Raw genomic sequence first — 14,251 nt, 5'->3', positions numbered from 1 at the left:
CCGCCCACGCTCGCTATCGCGTCCGCAGGATGATGTGGAAGCCGAACGGCGTCTCCACGACCCCGCTCAGCGCGCCGACAGCGACCTTCTCCACCGCCTGCTCGAACTCGGGCACCATCCTCCCCTTCGAGAAGGTGCCGAGATCGCCCCCGCGCGCCGCCGCCCCCGGCTCGTCGCTGTACTGGGCCGCGAGCTCCTCGAACTTCGCCCCCTGCTGCGCTCTCTTGAGCACCTGCTCGGCGAGCGCGCGCGCCTCGTCCCGCGTGCGAACGACGCGCGCCGGGGCCCGCCGTGACCCCGCATACATGATGAGGAGGTGCTTCGCCCCCATCTGGCCGGCCGTCGCAGGGGGCTGGGTCGCCCCCGGCTGCGCAGCGCCCGGCTGGGCCGGCGCCAGCTGCGCTACGCCCGGCTGGGCCGCGGGCTTGCCCGCGCCGTGAAGCGACTCCTTCGTGGGGGGATCGTGCGGGCCGAGCGCCTTGTCGACGAGCCGCTTGAAGTGCGTGATCGACTGCGCCCCGCCGAGAAAATAGTCGTTGATGGCGAAGGACGGCGTGCCGGTGATGTGCAAGCGCTCGGCGAGCTTCCGGTCCGCCTCGACCGCCGCGCGGTGCGCCCCCGAGTCGAGCGCAGCGCCGAACTTCGCCACGTCGAGGCCGATCGCGGCCGCGTGGCGCTCGAGCGCCTCCCGGCCGAGCCCGCTCTCGGACGGGTCCTCCCACAGCCGCTGCGCCATCGCCCAGAAGCCGGCCTCGCCCTTCTGCCGGAACGCCTCCATCGACGCCTCGGCGGCGAGGGGCGCCCGCGTGTGGAAGGGGAGCGGCAGGTGCCTGAAGACGACGCGGACCTTGCCCGGATAGGCGGCGATGATCTCGTCGATCGTGGGCTGGACGCGCTTGCAGAACGGGCACTGGAAGTCGGCGAACATCTGGATCGTCACCTTCGCGCCAGGCTTCGCGCCCTTGCCGGGGTTGTCCCTGGTCGGCGCGGGGGCGAGGATCCGCTCGGGCGCGTTGCCGGCCCTCGCGTCCTTCTGAAGCGCGTCGTAGACCTTCGCCGGCGGCGTGCCCGCGGCCACGAGCTTCGCGGCGAGCGCGATCTGCTCGTCGATGAGCGCCTCGAACTTCTCGGCCGGCTGGGCGCCGGCGAGCCGCCTGCCGTTGATGAAGAAATGGGGAACCCCCTTCGCCTGGAGCTCGTCGGCGAGGCCCTGATCGCGCTCGATGCGCGCCGCGTGGCGCCGCGCGGCGATGGCCCTCTGCGCGCGGGCCACGTCGAGGCCCAGGGACTTCGCGTGCGCCGCGAGGTCCGCGTCCTCGAGGCCCCCGGTCTTCAAGAGCTCGTACGCCTTCCAGAACGCCGCGTCGCCCTTCTGCGCCTTGGCCTCCAGCGCGAGCTCCGCGGCGGGCTCGGCCCGCTTGTGGGAGGGGAGCGGGTTGTGCTTGAAGACGACGCGCAGCTGAGCGCCGTACTTCTTTTCGAGGCTGTCGACGGTCGGGCCGACCTTGCGGCAGAACGGACACTCGAAGTCCGAGAACATGACCAGCGTGACCGGAGCGCCCGGGTTGCCCCGGATCGGCGATCCGTCGACAGGCACCTTCCACACGGTCGTGTCCTCGGGGGCCGGGGCCGTGGGCGGCTTCGGGGCCGGAGCGCGCGCCTTGTTCTGCTCGGACAGGGCCGCGTAGACGCGCTCCTGCGGGACGCCGGATCGCCGGAGATCCTCGGCGGCCCGGAGCTGCTCGTCGACGAGGATCCGGAAGTCCTCGATGGGCCGCGCCCCGCTGACGAGCACCCCGTTCACGAAGGTCGCCGGGGTACCCCTGACGCCCGTGGCCTGGCCGGCCTCGAGGTCCCGGTCGATCTTCGGCGCGTGCCGCTGCCCGTCGAAGGCCGCGCGGAACGCCGCCCGATCGACGCCCGACTCGGCGGCCCACGCCTCGAACGACTCCGGCGTGAGCGCGCGCTGGTTGGCGAAGGCGAGCCGATGGAACTTCCAGAACGCCTCGGCCCCGCCGAGCCGGAACACCGTCTCGGCCGCCAGGTGCGCCGGGCGCGCGTTCTTGTGGAACGCGAGCGGGAAGTGCCTCCAGACGATGCGCAGCCGATCGGGGCCGTAGGCCTGCTTCAGCTGCTCCAGCGTCGCCATGTACCTGGAGGTGAAGGGGCACTCGAAGTCGCCCCACACCACGAGGGTGACCGGCGCGAGCGGCTCGCCCCACCACGGATCGGCGCGGGTGACGGGCACCGCGGTGCCCGGCTCCGGCTCCGGCTCCGCCGCTACAGCGACGGTCGGCGCGGGAGCGGGGAGGACCACCGTCTTCGTCCGCTCGACCGCAGACGGGGTCACCGCGCCCGACGCGCAGGCAGCGAGAAAGCACCAGAGGAACAGCGGCAAGAACAGACGGGAAAACGGCGGTAGCGCAGGCATGAGCCCCCTCGAGTGTCGCGGTCCGTGGACGGATCCTACACGGACGGCCAGAGCTCAGGTCGCCCGGGCCGCGGTGCGCCATCGCTGCAGACGGGCGCACGACGGGAGCACCGGCTCGCACCGACGGCGAGCGCCTGCCAAGGGACACCCGCAGAGCCGTCGACCAGCCATCCGACCAGCGAGGCAACGGAGAAAAAAAAGAGCGCCCGCTCGACGGCGGGGGGGGAGACCGTCACGGGCGCTCTGCACTGCTCCTTGAGCAGGATGCGGGCCAAGGGATTCCCTTCGGAGTTCGGGGACTTTCGCTAGTAAAAAGACTTTCCCATTTCAATCCTGAAGCAGCCGCTTGCAAACGTGCTGGGCAGAGCTGGCGGCCTCAGCCTTCGCGGGCGGGCTCCTCGGGTCAGGCTGCGTGAAAGTCGTGTAAAAGAGCCGCGTGTCACCGTCCAGCGCCGACCCTGGTCCCTCCTCGCCGCCCGGAAGCGCAGCGCCCCGGCCGAGCAGCGCCTCCCCCGACGGAACGGACGGAACCGAGACCGCGGCCTCCCGGGGCGCCGGCCCGGCGGCGCGACCCGGCTGGCTCGATCGCGTGGTCGCGGCCTGGCCGCGCGTCGATCCGGTCCTGTTCGCCGCCTACGCCGGCGCATGCGTCCTCTACGCCGCCGTCGCGTTCTACAGCGCGATGCACCAGCAGACGGGCGGCATGTGGTCGGCGCCGCTCGACGACGTCTTCATCCACTTCGATTACGCCCGCGCCACCGCGCGCGGGTACCCGTTCGAGTGGTCCGAGGGCAACGGATTCTCGAGCGGGAACACGAGCCTGAGCTACCCGTTCGTCCTCGCCCTCGGCTATCTCGTCGGCTTCCGCGGCGTCCTGCTGATGCAGTGGGCGGCGATCGTCGCGTGCACCTCGACGCTCGGCTTCCTGCTCGTCGGCGCGCGGCTCCTCGAGCCCGTCGGGCGCTGGGCGAAGTACCTCCTGCCGCCCGTGGCGCTCTCCATCGGCGCGCTCGACTGGTCGCTGTTCAGCGGGATGGAGAACGCCTTCCACCTCGGCGTCTGGGCGCTCGCCACCCTCGCCGCGCTCTCGGTCGCCCGCGCGGCCGGCGCGCCGCGCGAGCCGACGGCACAAACGACGCGGACGGCGCAAACGACGCGGACGGCGCGGACGACGCGGACGGCCGATGACGCGCGCGCCGCGGCGCCGCCGAAGCGCCTCGCCCACCTCGGCTGGGCCGCCGGCCTCGCCGGCGCGCTCCTTTACGCCACCCGGCCGGAGTCGGTCGTCTGCGTGGCGGCGCTGAGCGTGTACGCGGCCATCGCCGTGAAGCGGGCCCACGGCGCGCGCGCGGCGATCGCGACCCTGCTCCGGACGTCGGTGCCCGGCGCGCTGGCGTGCCTCGCCCAGGCGGTCGCCAACCGCGTGTTCACCGGCGAATGGGCGGCGAGCGGCGCGATCGCCAAGCTGGCGCTGAACAACCCGTACATGACGTCCTCCGAGAAGTGGAACACCTACGAGTTCCTCGCGACGTACGTCGTCGCCCGCAACACCAACCACCACTTCTCGGACGCCCTCCCCTGGGGCTGGCTCGTGCCCGCCCTCGCGCTCATCCCCCTCGCCTCGCGCAGGACCCGCGGGGTCGCGGCGCTGCTCTGGGTCCAGGTCGTCGGCTGGCTCGCCCTGGTGGCCCTGAACGGTCAGGTCCGCTGGCAGAACGAGCGCTACACCATGCCCGCGGTCGCCTGGCTGCTGGTGCTCGCGGCGATGGGGCTCGCGCTGCTCGTCGCGCGCGCCGCATGGGCCAGCAGCGGCGAGCGCCGCCAGGAGCGGCCAGAGAGCGCCCTGGCCGGGATCGGAGCGCGGCTTGGGGCCCTCAGCGGCATCGCGGCCGCGGCCCGCGGCGGCGCCCTTTCGCGCGGCCTCTGGTGCGCGCGCGTCGCGCTCGCTCTCGCCGTTGCCGCGCTCTTCTGGGCCCACCAGCTGCCCAGGATGCGCGACCAGATCTGGTTCTTCGGCCGCGCCAGCCGCAACATCCGCGATCAGCACCTCGTCGCCGGCAAGCTCCTCGGCCAGCTCGACGTGCGCCGCGTCCTCGTCGGCGACGCGGGCGCGCTCCTCTACGCGTCGGACCGGCCCGGCCTCGACATCATCGGGCTCGGCGGCTACCACGATCTCCCGTTCGCGCGCGCGGGCGTCCACGGCCTGGGCGCCTCGCTGGAGCTCATCGAGCGCATCCCCGCCGACGACCGCCCCGACACGCTGGCCATCTACCCGGGCTGGTGGGGCGACCTCCCGGCCATCTTCGGCAGGCGCATCGCCGCGATCCCCGTCGTCGGCAACGTGATCTGCGGCGGCGCGGAGAAGGTCATCTACCAGGCCGACTGGAGCCCGCTCGCGCACGGCGAGGCGCCCGCGTCGATGCGCGAGGACGAGCGGGTCGTCGACGAGCTCGACGTCGCCGACCTCGTGAGCGAGCGGGAGCACGGCTACGCCTTCCCGCGGCCCCAGGCCGGCTTCGTCGGCTTCAGCGTCCTCCCGGATCCGCGCGGATCAGGGCACGATCGCTTCGACGCGGGGCGCGTCATCCCGGGCGGCAGGAGCGAGGCGGCCCGCCTGCGCGCCCCCCGCGAGGGCCAGGGCAGGCTCGTGGTCCGCACCGCCGCGCCCCGCGCCGCCACGATCCGCGCGACGGCGGACGGCCGGGAGATCGGCCACCTCGCGCTCAAGAGGGGCGACGGCTGGACCGAGGCCTCGCTCGACCTCCCCGAGGGCCTGCCCGAGACGTTCACGCTCACGCTCACGCCGGTCGACGGGGAGTGGGTCGATCACCACGTCTGGATCCTCGATCGTCCCGCGCGCGGCGCCGGCGCGCGCCCGCTCGCCGGACAGTGACGTGCGCGCCGGCCTGCCCCGCGACCCCGCGCAATGGATCGCGCTCGCGCTCGCCCTCGCCGCGCTGCTCGCCGGCGCCTGGCTCCTCCGCCGCTCGCCCGCGGCGGCGCGGGCCAGCCCCGCGCCGCCACGCCGCGGCGCCGCGCGCTCGGGCCGCGACCCCGCGCCCCGCTCCGGCGCGGCCCTGGGCGCCGCGATCGCCGCGGCCCTCTCGGTCGTCGCGGCGCTGCTCTCGGCCGCGTACGTCGCGGTCTACCTGCGGGGCGGCCCCCGCATCATCGACGCGACCAGCTACTGGCTCGAGGCGCGCGCGATGGCGGCCGGCTACCTCGCGTGGCCGCTCGATGAGCCCGCGGCCTCCGTGCTCGGTCGCTTCCTCGTCCGCAGCGACGCGATGGGCGACACGCTGGCCGGGCCCTCTGGCGCGAACCGCGCGGCCGAGGTCGCGGTCCTCTTCCCCCCGGGCTACCCCGCCCTGCTCGCGCTGGGCTTCCTCGCGGGCGCGCCGCTCGCGGTCGGCCCAGCGCTCGCCGCGGCGCTCGCGATCGCCACCTACGACCTGGCCGCGCGGTTCGCGCCGGAGGGCCCGGCCCCGTCCGGGAGCGCCGCGCCGATCCGCTTCGTCCCGCTCGTCGCCGCGCTCTTCTCGGCGCTCTGCGCCGCGCTCCGCTACCACACGGCCGACACGATGTCGCACGGGCTCGCGGCCCTCTGCTTCACCGTCGCGCTGGCGTCGGCGCGGCGCGCGCTCGACGAGGCCCGCGCCGCCGCATCGGCGGGCTCCGCGACGGGGCCCCTCGATCCGGCGGTCCGCGCCGCCGCGCTCGCCGGGCTCGCCGCCGGCTGGCTCGCGGCGACGCGCCCGCCGAGCGCGCTCGCGCTCGCCGCGACGCTGCCCTTCGTGATCCTGCCGGCGATCGCGCCGGGGAGCGCGCCGGCCGGCCCGCGCGAGGGCGATCCGCCGCCGCGCCCCTCGCCGCGGCTCGCGCGGCTCGCCGCGGCGATGGCGATCGGCGCCCTCCCCGGCCTCGCGTTGCTCGCTGCCCACCAGCGCGCCGCGACGGGCGCCTTCGCCTCGTCGCAGGCCGCGTACTACGCGGTCTCGGACGGCCCGCCCGGCTGCTTCCGCTACGGCTTCGGCGCCGGCGTCGGCTGCCTCGGCGAGCACGGCGACTTCGTCCGTCACAACCTCGCGGAAGGATACGGCTTCCTGGCGGCCGCCGGCACGACGCTGCGCCGCCTGAAGCTCCACCTCGTGGACGCGCTCAACGCCGAGCCGCTCGCGCTGCTCGTGCTCGCCGGCGCCGTGATCGCCTGGCGGCGGCCGCGCTCGCGCGCCCTCGCGATCGCCCCGCTCCTCCAGGTCGCCGCTTACGCCCCCTTCTATTTCGACGGCAACTACCCGGGAGGCGGCGCGCGCTTCTTCGCCGACGTGCTGCCGGTGGAGCACGTCCTCGCCGCCATGGCCGCCCTCGCGCTCGCCGAGCGCGCGGCGACGGCGGCGCACGCGGAGGGCGGCCCCGCGCGCCGGCGTGGCGCGCCCCTCCCGGCAGCGCCCCTCCCGGCGGCGCTCCTCCCGGCGGCGCTCCTCGCGGCGGCGCTCCCGCTCGCCGGCTTCGCCTTCCGCGCGGGCTTCGAGCACGCAGCGCTCCGCGATCGCGAGGGCGGCCTGCCCATGTTCGACCCCGGAGCCGTCGCGCGCGCGGGCGTCTCGCGCGGCCTCGTGTTCGTCGACACCGATCACGGCTTCAACCTCGGCTTCGATCCCGCCCCGGAGGACGTCGCGGTGCTGCGCTACCGGGGCGACGCGATCGACCGCATGGCGTGGGAGGCCCGCGGTCGCCCCCCCGCGTACCGCTACCGCTTCGCGATCCCGGACGGAGGCGGCCTCGCCTCGGTCTCGATCACGCCGCTCGCCTTCGACGCCGAGCCGCCCGGCGAGGCCCGCATCGAGGGCGAGTCGCTGTGGCCGCCCCGCGATCAGCGCGGCGCCTTCGCGCTGCCCGAGCACGCCGGCGGCACGTGCGCGTCGGGCGGGCGCCTGCTCGCGGTGCACGCGGCGGGGCGCGGCGAGGCCGTCGTCCGGGTCGGCCTGCCCGCCCCCTGGCTCCGCGGCGCCCGGATCAGCCCGCGCGTGGCGCTCTCGGGCGACGGCGCCGGCGAGGTGCGCCTCCTCGTCGACGGCGCCCTGCTCCACGTCTGGCGGGTCGAGCCTGCCGCGCCGGGCACCCCCGGCGCGCCGCTCGCCTGCGCCGAGCTCCCGCCGCACCCGATCCCGGAGGATGCCGTCGGCATCGAGCTCGCCCTCGCCCGCGAGGACGCGGCGGCGACCGGGGAGACGGGGCAGGGAGGAACGGGAGGAACGGGCGCCCTCTTCGCGCTCGACGCGCTCTCCGTTGTGGGCGGGAATTCGGTTGACCGCTAGTCCCGTAACATGCGAGCTTTTCATAGGATTCTGTTGTCGTGCGGCTCCTGGAGCGGCGCATCCCCTGGAGCTCTGCGGTGGAAAGCGGCAAGTCGAGCGCCGGCGGCGGTCCGCTCGGGTGGGGGAGGTGGACCATGACGAAAAGCGAGCTCATCGACGCGATCGCGGGACGGGGGGAGCTCACCAAGGCTCGAGCGGAGCTCGTGGTGAACTGCGTCTTCGACGCCATGACGCAGGCGCTCCAGCGCAACGAAGGCATCGAGATCCGCGGGTTCGGCAGCTTCACGGTCAGGCCGTACAAGCCCTACAGCGGCAGGAACCCGCGCACGGGCCAGCCGGTGCCCGTGCCCGCCAAGCGCCTTCCGTTCTTCAAGGTCGGCAAGGAGCTCAAGGAGCTCGTCAACGCGAGCCGCGCGTACGCGATCTCGGGTGACGACGACGACGAGGACGAGGACGACGAGGAGACCGACGACGAATGAGGCGGCGCGCGGCGCGTCCGTGACGTGACGCGCCGCACGAGGTGACGACGTGACGGCGCGACGACGTCGCTCGCGGCGCCCTCTTCGCTCGCGCGCGCCGGGGCGCGTCGCCCCCCTGGCGGGCGGTTCCGCCGCGCGGTAGAAGCGGGCCCCCATGGTCCCCGCCGAACGTCAGCTCCAGATCCTCTGCAAGGGTGTCGTCGACCTCCACGTCCGAGCCGAGCTCGAGGAGCGGATCCGCGAGGGCAAGCCGCTGCGCGTGAAGGCCGGCTTCGACCCGACCCGGCCCGATCTCCACCTCGGTCACACGGTGGTGATGCAGAAGATGCGGGAGTTCCAGGAGCTCGGGCACCACGTGGTCTTCGTGGTCGGCGACTTCACGGCGATGGTCGGCGATCCGACCGGCAAGAACGAGCTGCGCCCGCGGCTCTCGCGCGAGGAGGTCGTCGCCGCGGCGGAGACCTACCAGGCGCAGGCGTTCAAGGTCCTCGACAAGAACAGGACCGAGATCCGCTACAACTCCGAGTGGCTGAACAAGCTCGATCCGACGCAGATGATCGAGCTCTGCGCGAAGTACACCGTCGCCCGCATGCTGGAGCGCGACGACTTCAAGAAGCGCTTCGACGAGGCGCGGCCCATCTACGTGCACGAGTTCATGTACCCGCTGCTCCAGGCCTACGACTCGGTCGAGCTCGAGGCCGACATCGAGCTCGGCGGCACCGATCAGCTCTTCAACCTGCTCGTGGCGCGCGACCTGATGCCCCGCTACGGCAAGCGCGCCCAGATGGTGATGACGATGCCGCTCCTCGAGGGCACGAACGCGCGCGTCGAGGACGGGAAGGTCGTCGGCGCCAAGATGTCGAAGAGCGCGGACAACTACGTCGGCATCACCGAGCCGCCGTTCGACATGCTGCAGAAGCTGATGCTCGTCGATGACGGCGTGATCTGGCGGTACATGGAGCTCCTGTCGTCGCGCCCGCCCGAGGAGATCGCCGCCCTGCGGGGGGCGGTCCTCCGCGGCGAGCAGGGCGTCATCGGGGTGAAGGAGCTCTTCGCGCAGGAGATCGTCACCCGCTTCCACTCGGCCGAGGACGCGCGCGCGGCCCTCGAGCGGCGCCGCAGCGTCGCGGCCGGCGGCCTGCCCGAGAACATCGAGGAGCTCCAGGTGGCGAGCGGCCGCGACACGATCCCGATCGGCAACGCGCTGGCGCTGGCGGGGCTCGCCGAGTCGACCTCCGCGGCGCGGCGCCTCGTGAAGGGCGGCGCGGTGCACCTCGACGGCGAGGTGGTCAAGGACGAGCAGCTCAAGCTCGAGCGTGGGAAGCGCTACCTGGTCCGCGTCGGCTCGAAGAACCGCCGCTTCGCCTACCTCGTCGTTGGCTGACGCGCCCGGGCGAGCGCCTCGCCGGCGCGCCGTGCTCGGCGGCGTCCTGGGCTGCGCCCTCGGCCTCGCGCTGCCCTCGTGCGGCGGCGCGCCGCCGCCGCACGCACGGCCGAGCCCGCCGTTGCCGCCGCTCGCCACGGCGGACCTGACGCGCCTCCTGCCGCAGGCGGGGCTCAGGTGGCTGGTCCTCGTCCGGCCCCGCGAGGTCGCGGCGGTGCCGTGGCTCATCCCGTCGATCGCGCTCGTGGCGCCCGAGGAGAACCTGGCCCGGCACGCCCGCGCGACCGGCGTCGATCTGCGGCAGGTGCGCGAGGCCGCGATCGCGTCGTACGCGGGCGCGGGGCCGGCGGGCGGCGCCACGCTCTACGTGGCGCGCCACAGCGGTGATCCGCGCGCCATCGAGCGCCTCTTCCGGCGGCGGCTCACGGGCAAGGAGCGGCGCGCGCTCGATCGCCCGGACGTCGTGCGCGTGACGGGCGACATCGGCACGAAGCCGCACGCGCTGGTGCTGCTCGGCGAGGACGTGGCCTGCGTGCAGGACGGCGGCAGCCCGCTGCGCGGGCCGGCGCGCGTCGCGTCGCTGTACGCGCTCGGGCGCCTCAAGCGCTCGCCCGCGGCGCTCTCGGGCGGCCCGCTGCGCGCGCTCGAGGCCCGCCTCGGCCCGGCGCCCGTGCGCGCGTTCGCGCCGGGGCCGTTCGACGGGGAGCTCGCCCGCGGCGCGCGGGGGCTGCTCGCGGCGGCGACCGCGGTGGGAGCGGCCGCGAGGCCGAGCGCCCGCGAGGGGATCGCGCTCGCGATCGCGGTGGCGGGCGACTTCTCGACGAGCGGGGAGGCCGCCTCGGAGGAGCTGCTCGCGGCCTGGAACGAGCTGGCGGGCGGCTCGTTCGGCCACCTGCTCGGGCTGGACGCGCCGGTCGAGCCGCCGCTCGCCACCCACGCGCCGGACGCGGTGGCCGTCGCGGTCGAGCTGAACCCGCGGGCGCTCGCCCGGGGGCTCGCGGCGGCGACCGGCGAGCGGCTCGCCGAGATGCTGCGGTAGGCGCGGCGGCGGCTCGCCGCTAAATTGGACGCCGTCAGCGCCATGCCCACCACGACCAGCGGCTTCTTCCTGCAATGCGCCTCCCGCGGCACGCTCGAGCTCGTCTTGCCCGCGCCGTTCGGCGACACGCCGTTCGGCGTCGAGCACCACCGCCGCGAGGAGGCCTCCGGGCCGTGGCGTCACGTGGCGACGTTCGCCAGCGGCCTCGGCCCGGTCGAGGCGGTGTCGCTCATCCAGAGCAACTTCGGCGATCCAGGCCACCTCGAGGCGGTGGCGCGCATCGGGGATCGGCTGGCCGCGTTCTGGTGCGCGCCCTCGAGCGAGCCGTCGTGGAGCGAGCCGCGCTTCTTCGCGGAGGGCGCGGCCGGCGACCCCGCGCTGATCCAGGGCGGCTTCGGGGGCAAAGGCAACTTCGAGCTCGTGGTGCCCCACGCGCGCGGCGGGATCGCGCACTACCACCGCGACAACGACACCGCGGAGCTCGGCTGGCGCGGCCCGGTGATCTTCGGCGAGGGGCTCGGTCGATTCGAGGCGGTCGCGATGATCCAGCGCGTGGCCGGCGCGCCGCACGGACCCGACGCGCCCGGCGACCTCGAGGTCGTCGCGCGCATCGGCGATCGCCTGGTGATGTTCCGGCGCTCTCCCGGGTCCGGGGCTGCGTGGCACGGCCCGGAGGAGGTGGTCTCCGGGGTCCGCGGGGCACCGGCGCTCGTCCGGAGCACGATCGGCGGACCCGGGACGCTCGAGCTGTTCTCGCCGCTCGCGCGCGTGGGGCTCGCGCGGTGGAGCCGCGACGACGGCGCCCGCGGGGCGCGCTTCCGCGGTCCGACGGTGTTCGCCACCGATCTGGGCCGGTGCGAGGCGGTATCGGTGATCGAGAGCTGGCCGCTCGGGCGAATCGAGCTCGCCGTGCGCGCCGAAGGGCGGCTCGTCCACGCGACGCGCGACGGCGCGCTCTGGTCGCAGCGCGCGATCGTCGGCAACGCGTCGCCTTCCCCGGCGGATGTCCCCTCTCCGGCGACGCTCCCTCCGCCTGCCACGACGACGAATCGACCGCCTGCAGCGACGACCTCTCGCCCACCCGCCGCCACGACGAATCGCCCGCCCGCGGCGACGACCTCTCGCCCGCCTGCAGCGACGGCCTCTCGCCCGCCCCCCTCGATGAGCTCGCCTCCGCCTGCGCCGCTCCCCACCGGCGCTTCGCCGCGGCTGCGCGCCGGGCCGCACCGGGCGGGGTTCCGGCGCATCGGCGCGCTCTCGCTGTCGGCGGACGCCTGCTACCCCGACACGTGGCCGTTCCAGGGCGCGATTTACCGGTGCCCCGCGCGGAGCGCCGCGCTGCTCTACTACCCTGCGTCCGCGGACGGCGAGGAGGCGCCGCTCTCGTCGGGAGGCCCGTTCCCGGTCATCGCGATCGCCCACGAGCGGCGCCTCGCCACGAGCGCGGCCACCGTCGGGTCGCCCGCGGGTCTTGCCCAGGACTACCGCCAGCTCGCCGGCGTGATGGCGCATCTCGCGCGCTGGGGCTTCGTCGTCGTCGCGCCCGATCTCTCGTGGCTCACGCCCGACGACGCGCCGCTGCGCCGCGCCGCGGTGCTCCGGGACGCGCTCACGCACCTCCGCGCCGGCTCCCGGGGCCCGCTCCTGGCCGACTTCGCTCGGGTGGGCCTGCTCGGCCACGGGCTCGGCGCGCAGGCGGCGCTCGCGCTCGCGCTCGACGCCGCTTGCCCGTTCGACGTCCGCGCCCTCGCGCTCCTCGCGCCGGCGGGCGCCCCCGAGCGCGCGCTGCCCATCGACGCGCTCGCGCCTCGGCCGGCGCTCGTCGTCCGCGGCACCGCGGACCCCATCGCCGCCGCGGTCCCGGCGGCGCTCTACGACCGCGCGCGCGCTCCGAAGCACCTCGTGACCCTGCCCGGCGCGAACCACTTCGGCTACACGACGTCGCTCGGCCTCGCCGAGCCGCTCGACGGCCACGCCGGGCTCTCGCGGCGCGAGCAGCAGGCGATCGCGATGGGCTACCTCGCCGCGTTCTTCAATGGCTACCTCCGGGACGCGCGCGGCGACCTCGACGCGCTCTCGGGCAAGGCGTCGCTCGAGGGGCTCGAGGCACGTGAGATCCCGGTCAGCGCCGAGGTGCCTGACGGAGCGGCTGGCTCCTAGGCGCAGCCGGCGGGGCCGCGGCCGGACGCGCGATCGACGCGATGCTACTTTCCGTCGCGTGTACCAGCTCGGCGGCCTCGTCGTCACGCTCGTCAACGGCCTCCTCGGCCTGATCCTCTGGCGGCGGCTGCGCGCGGCGTTCCCTCGGCATGGGGCGCTGATCAGCCGCCTCTGCGCCGCGGGCCTGCTGCTGGCCGCGCTGCCGGCGCTGCTCATGGCCGCGGCGAGCTTCTCGGGGCTGCGCGCGCTCCAGCGCCACGCGCCGGAGCCGCTGGCGCTGATCGCCATGGGCGCGCAGGTGGGCCTGCTCCTCTACGGGTTGCTCCTCGGGCTCGTCACGCTCGCGAGCGCGGCCGTCCGGGCGCTCCGCCGGCTCCAGCCGCCCCGGAACGCCGGGCCTTCAACGGACGTCCAGCCTGCGACGAACGCGCAGGCCAGCGCCGGCGCTCAGGCCGATCCAGCCGCTCAGGACATCCGCGCGCCTGCGGAGGTCGAGGCCCGGCCAGAGGCCGTCGACGAGCGCCGCCGCCGGCTCGTCGTCGGCGCGACGTGGGCGCTGCCCGCGGCGGCTGTCGCGGTGTCGATGGGCGGCGTGCTCGCGTCGCGACAGCGTCCGGCCGTCGTGAGGCTCGCGCTGCCGGTGCGCCGCGAGCTGACGAGCCTGCACGGCGTCACCATCGCGCAGCTCAGCGACGTGCACGTCGGCAGCTACATGGACGCGGAGCGGCTCGACGAGCTCCGCGACGCCATGAACGCGATCCGCGCGGACATCCACGTCGTCACCGGCGATCTGCTCGATCACCACGTCGCGCAGCTCGAGCTGTCCGCGCGGCTGCTCCGGGGCCTGCGCCCCGCCCGGGGGCAGCTCTTCTTCTGCATGGGCAACCACGAGTACATCGCCGCCCGGTCGGCCAGCGTGGGGACGATCGTGAAGGGCCTCGAGGAAGCGGGCGCCCAGGTGCTCGTCGACGAGGCGCGGGAGGTCCGCCTCGGCGGCGATCACCTGTGGATGGGCGCCATCGACTACCCGAGCCGCGCGCGCCCAGGAGAGCCCGCCCGGCGCCCGACGCGCGACGGGCTCGATCGAGCGCTCGGCCAGATGCGGGACGACGGCGCGCCGCGCGTCCTCCTCAGCCACCACCCGGGCACGTTCCGGACCGCGCGCGAGCTGCCGTTCGATCTGATGCTGTCCGGTCACACGCACGGCGGGCAGATCTCGCTCGGCCGGATCGGCGATTACGCGCTCACGCCGATGTTGCCCGCCGGGCTCTACCACAACGGGCATTACGAGCACCGGGGCCGCCGCCTCCACGTCAACGCCGGCGCCGGGGGCTGGCTGCCGGTCCGCATCAACTGTCCACCGGAGATCACGCTCGTCGAGCTCGTGCCCGCCTGACGTCCCAGGAAGGGTCCCACCCCCTTGCGCCCGTGGATCTCTCG

Annotated in this window: 8 protein-coding genes; 7 read left to right on the top strand and 1 reads right to left on the bottom strand. The window is 75.0% G+C overall.

Annotated elements, in window-relative coordinates:
- Nucleotides 1–13 precede the first annotated feature (13 nt).
- Nucleotides 14–2,431 (bottom strand): thioredoxin domain-containing protein, encoded by a 2,418-nt coding sequence (locus WMF44_RS02960; protein WP_437297593.1) that lies wholly within the window; start codon nucleotides 2,429–2,431, stop codon nucleotides 14–16.
- Between the two features lie 589 nt (nucleotides 2,432–3,020).
- Between WMF44_RS02960 and WMF44_RS02955 the strand changes: the two genes are divergently transcribed.
- From WMF44_RS02955 to WMF44_RS02925, 7 genes are all read left to right on the top strand, one after another.
- Entirely contained in the window at nucleotides 3,021–5,324 is a 2,304-nt protein-coding gene (locus tag WMF44_RS02955; RefSeq protein ID WP_437297592.1) for a hypothetical protein, read from the top strand.
- Between the two features lies 1 nt (nucleotide 5,325).
- The gene (locus WMF44_RS02950) at nucleotides 5,326–7,749 is read left to right on the top strand and encodes a hypothetical protein (RefSeq protein ID WP_437297591.1); all 2,424 of its coding nucleotides are present in this window, start codon (nucleotides 5,326–5,328) and stop codon (nucleotides 7,747–7,749) included.
- Nucleotides 7,750–7,883: 134 nt separating this feature from the next.
- Nucleotides 7,884–8,228, top strand: a complete 345-nt coding sequence (locus tag WMF44_RS02945; protein WP_437297590.1) for an HU family DNA-binding protein — start codon at nucleotides 7,884–7,886, stop codon at nucleotides 8,226–8,228.
- 154 nt (nucleotides 8,229–8,382) lie between these two features.
- Entirely contained in the window at nucleotides 8,383–9,612 is a 1,230-nt protein-coding gene (tyrS, locus tag WMF44_RS02940) for a tyrosine--tRNA ligase (protein ID WP_437297589.1), read from the top strand.
- Nucleotides 9,605–10,651: a hypothetical protein gene (locus WMF44_RS02935; RefSeq protein WP_437297588.1), complete on the top strand. Its 1,047-nt coding sequence runs from the start codon at nucleotides 9,605–9,607 to the stop codon at nucleotides 10,649–10,651. The genes tyrS and WMF44_RS02935 overlap by 8 nt, the downstream gene beginning before the upstream one ends.
- Nucleotides 10,652–10,693: 42 nt before the next feature.
- Nucleotides 10,694–12,811 carry an alpha/beta hydrolase gene (locus tag WMF44_RS02930; protein WP_437297587.1) on the top strand — a complete coding sequence of 706 codons (2,118 nt, stop codon included), beginning with the start codon at nucleotides 10,694–10,696 and terminating at the stop codon, nucleotides 12,809–12,811.
- Between the two features lie 58 nt (nucleotides 12,812–12,869).
- Complete coding sequence (locus WMF44_RS02925; protein WP_437297586.1) at nucleotides 12,870–14,207, top strand: metallophosphoesterase; 1,338 nt, start codon at nucleotides 12,870–12,872, stop codon at nucleotides 14,205–14,207.
- Nucleotides 14,208–14,251: the final 44 nt, after the last annotated feature.

This window comes from Sorangium sp. So ce426 (assembly GCF_051475585.1).
Classification (GTDB): Bacteria; Myxococcota_A; Polyangia; order Polyangiales; family Polyangiaceae; genus Sorangium; species Sorangium cellulosum_B.
This window is presented reverse-complemented; position numbering and strand designations above follow the sequence as displayed.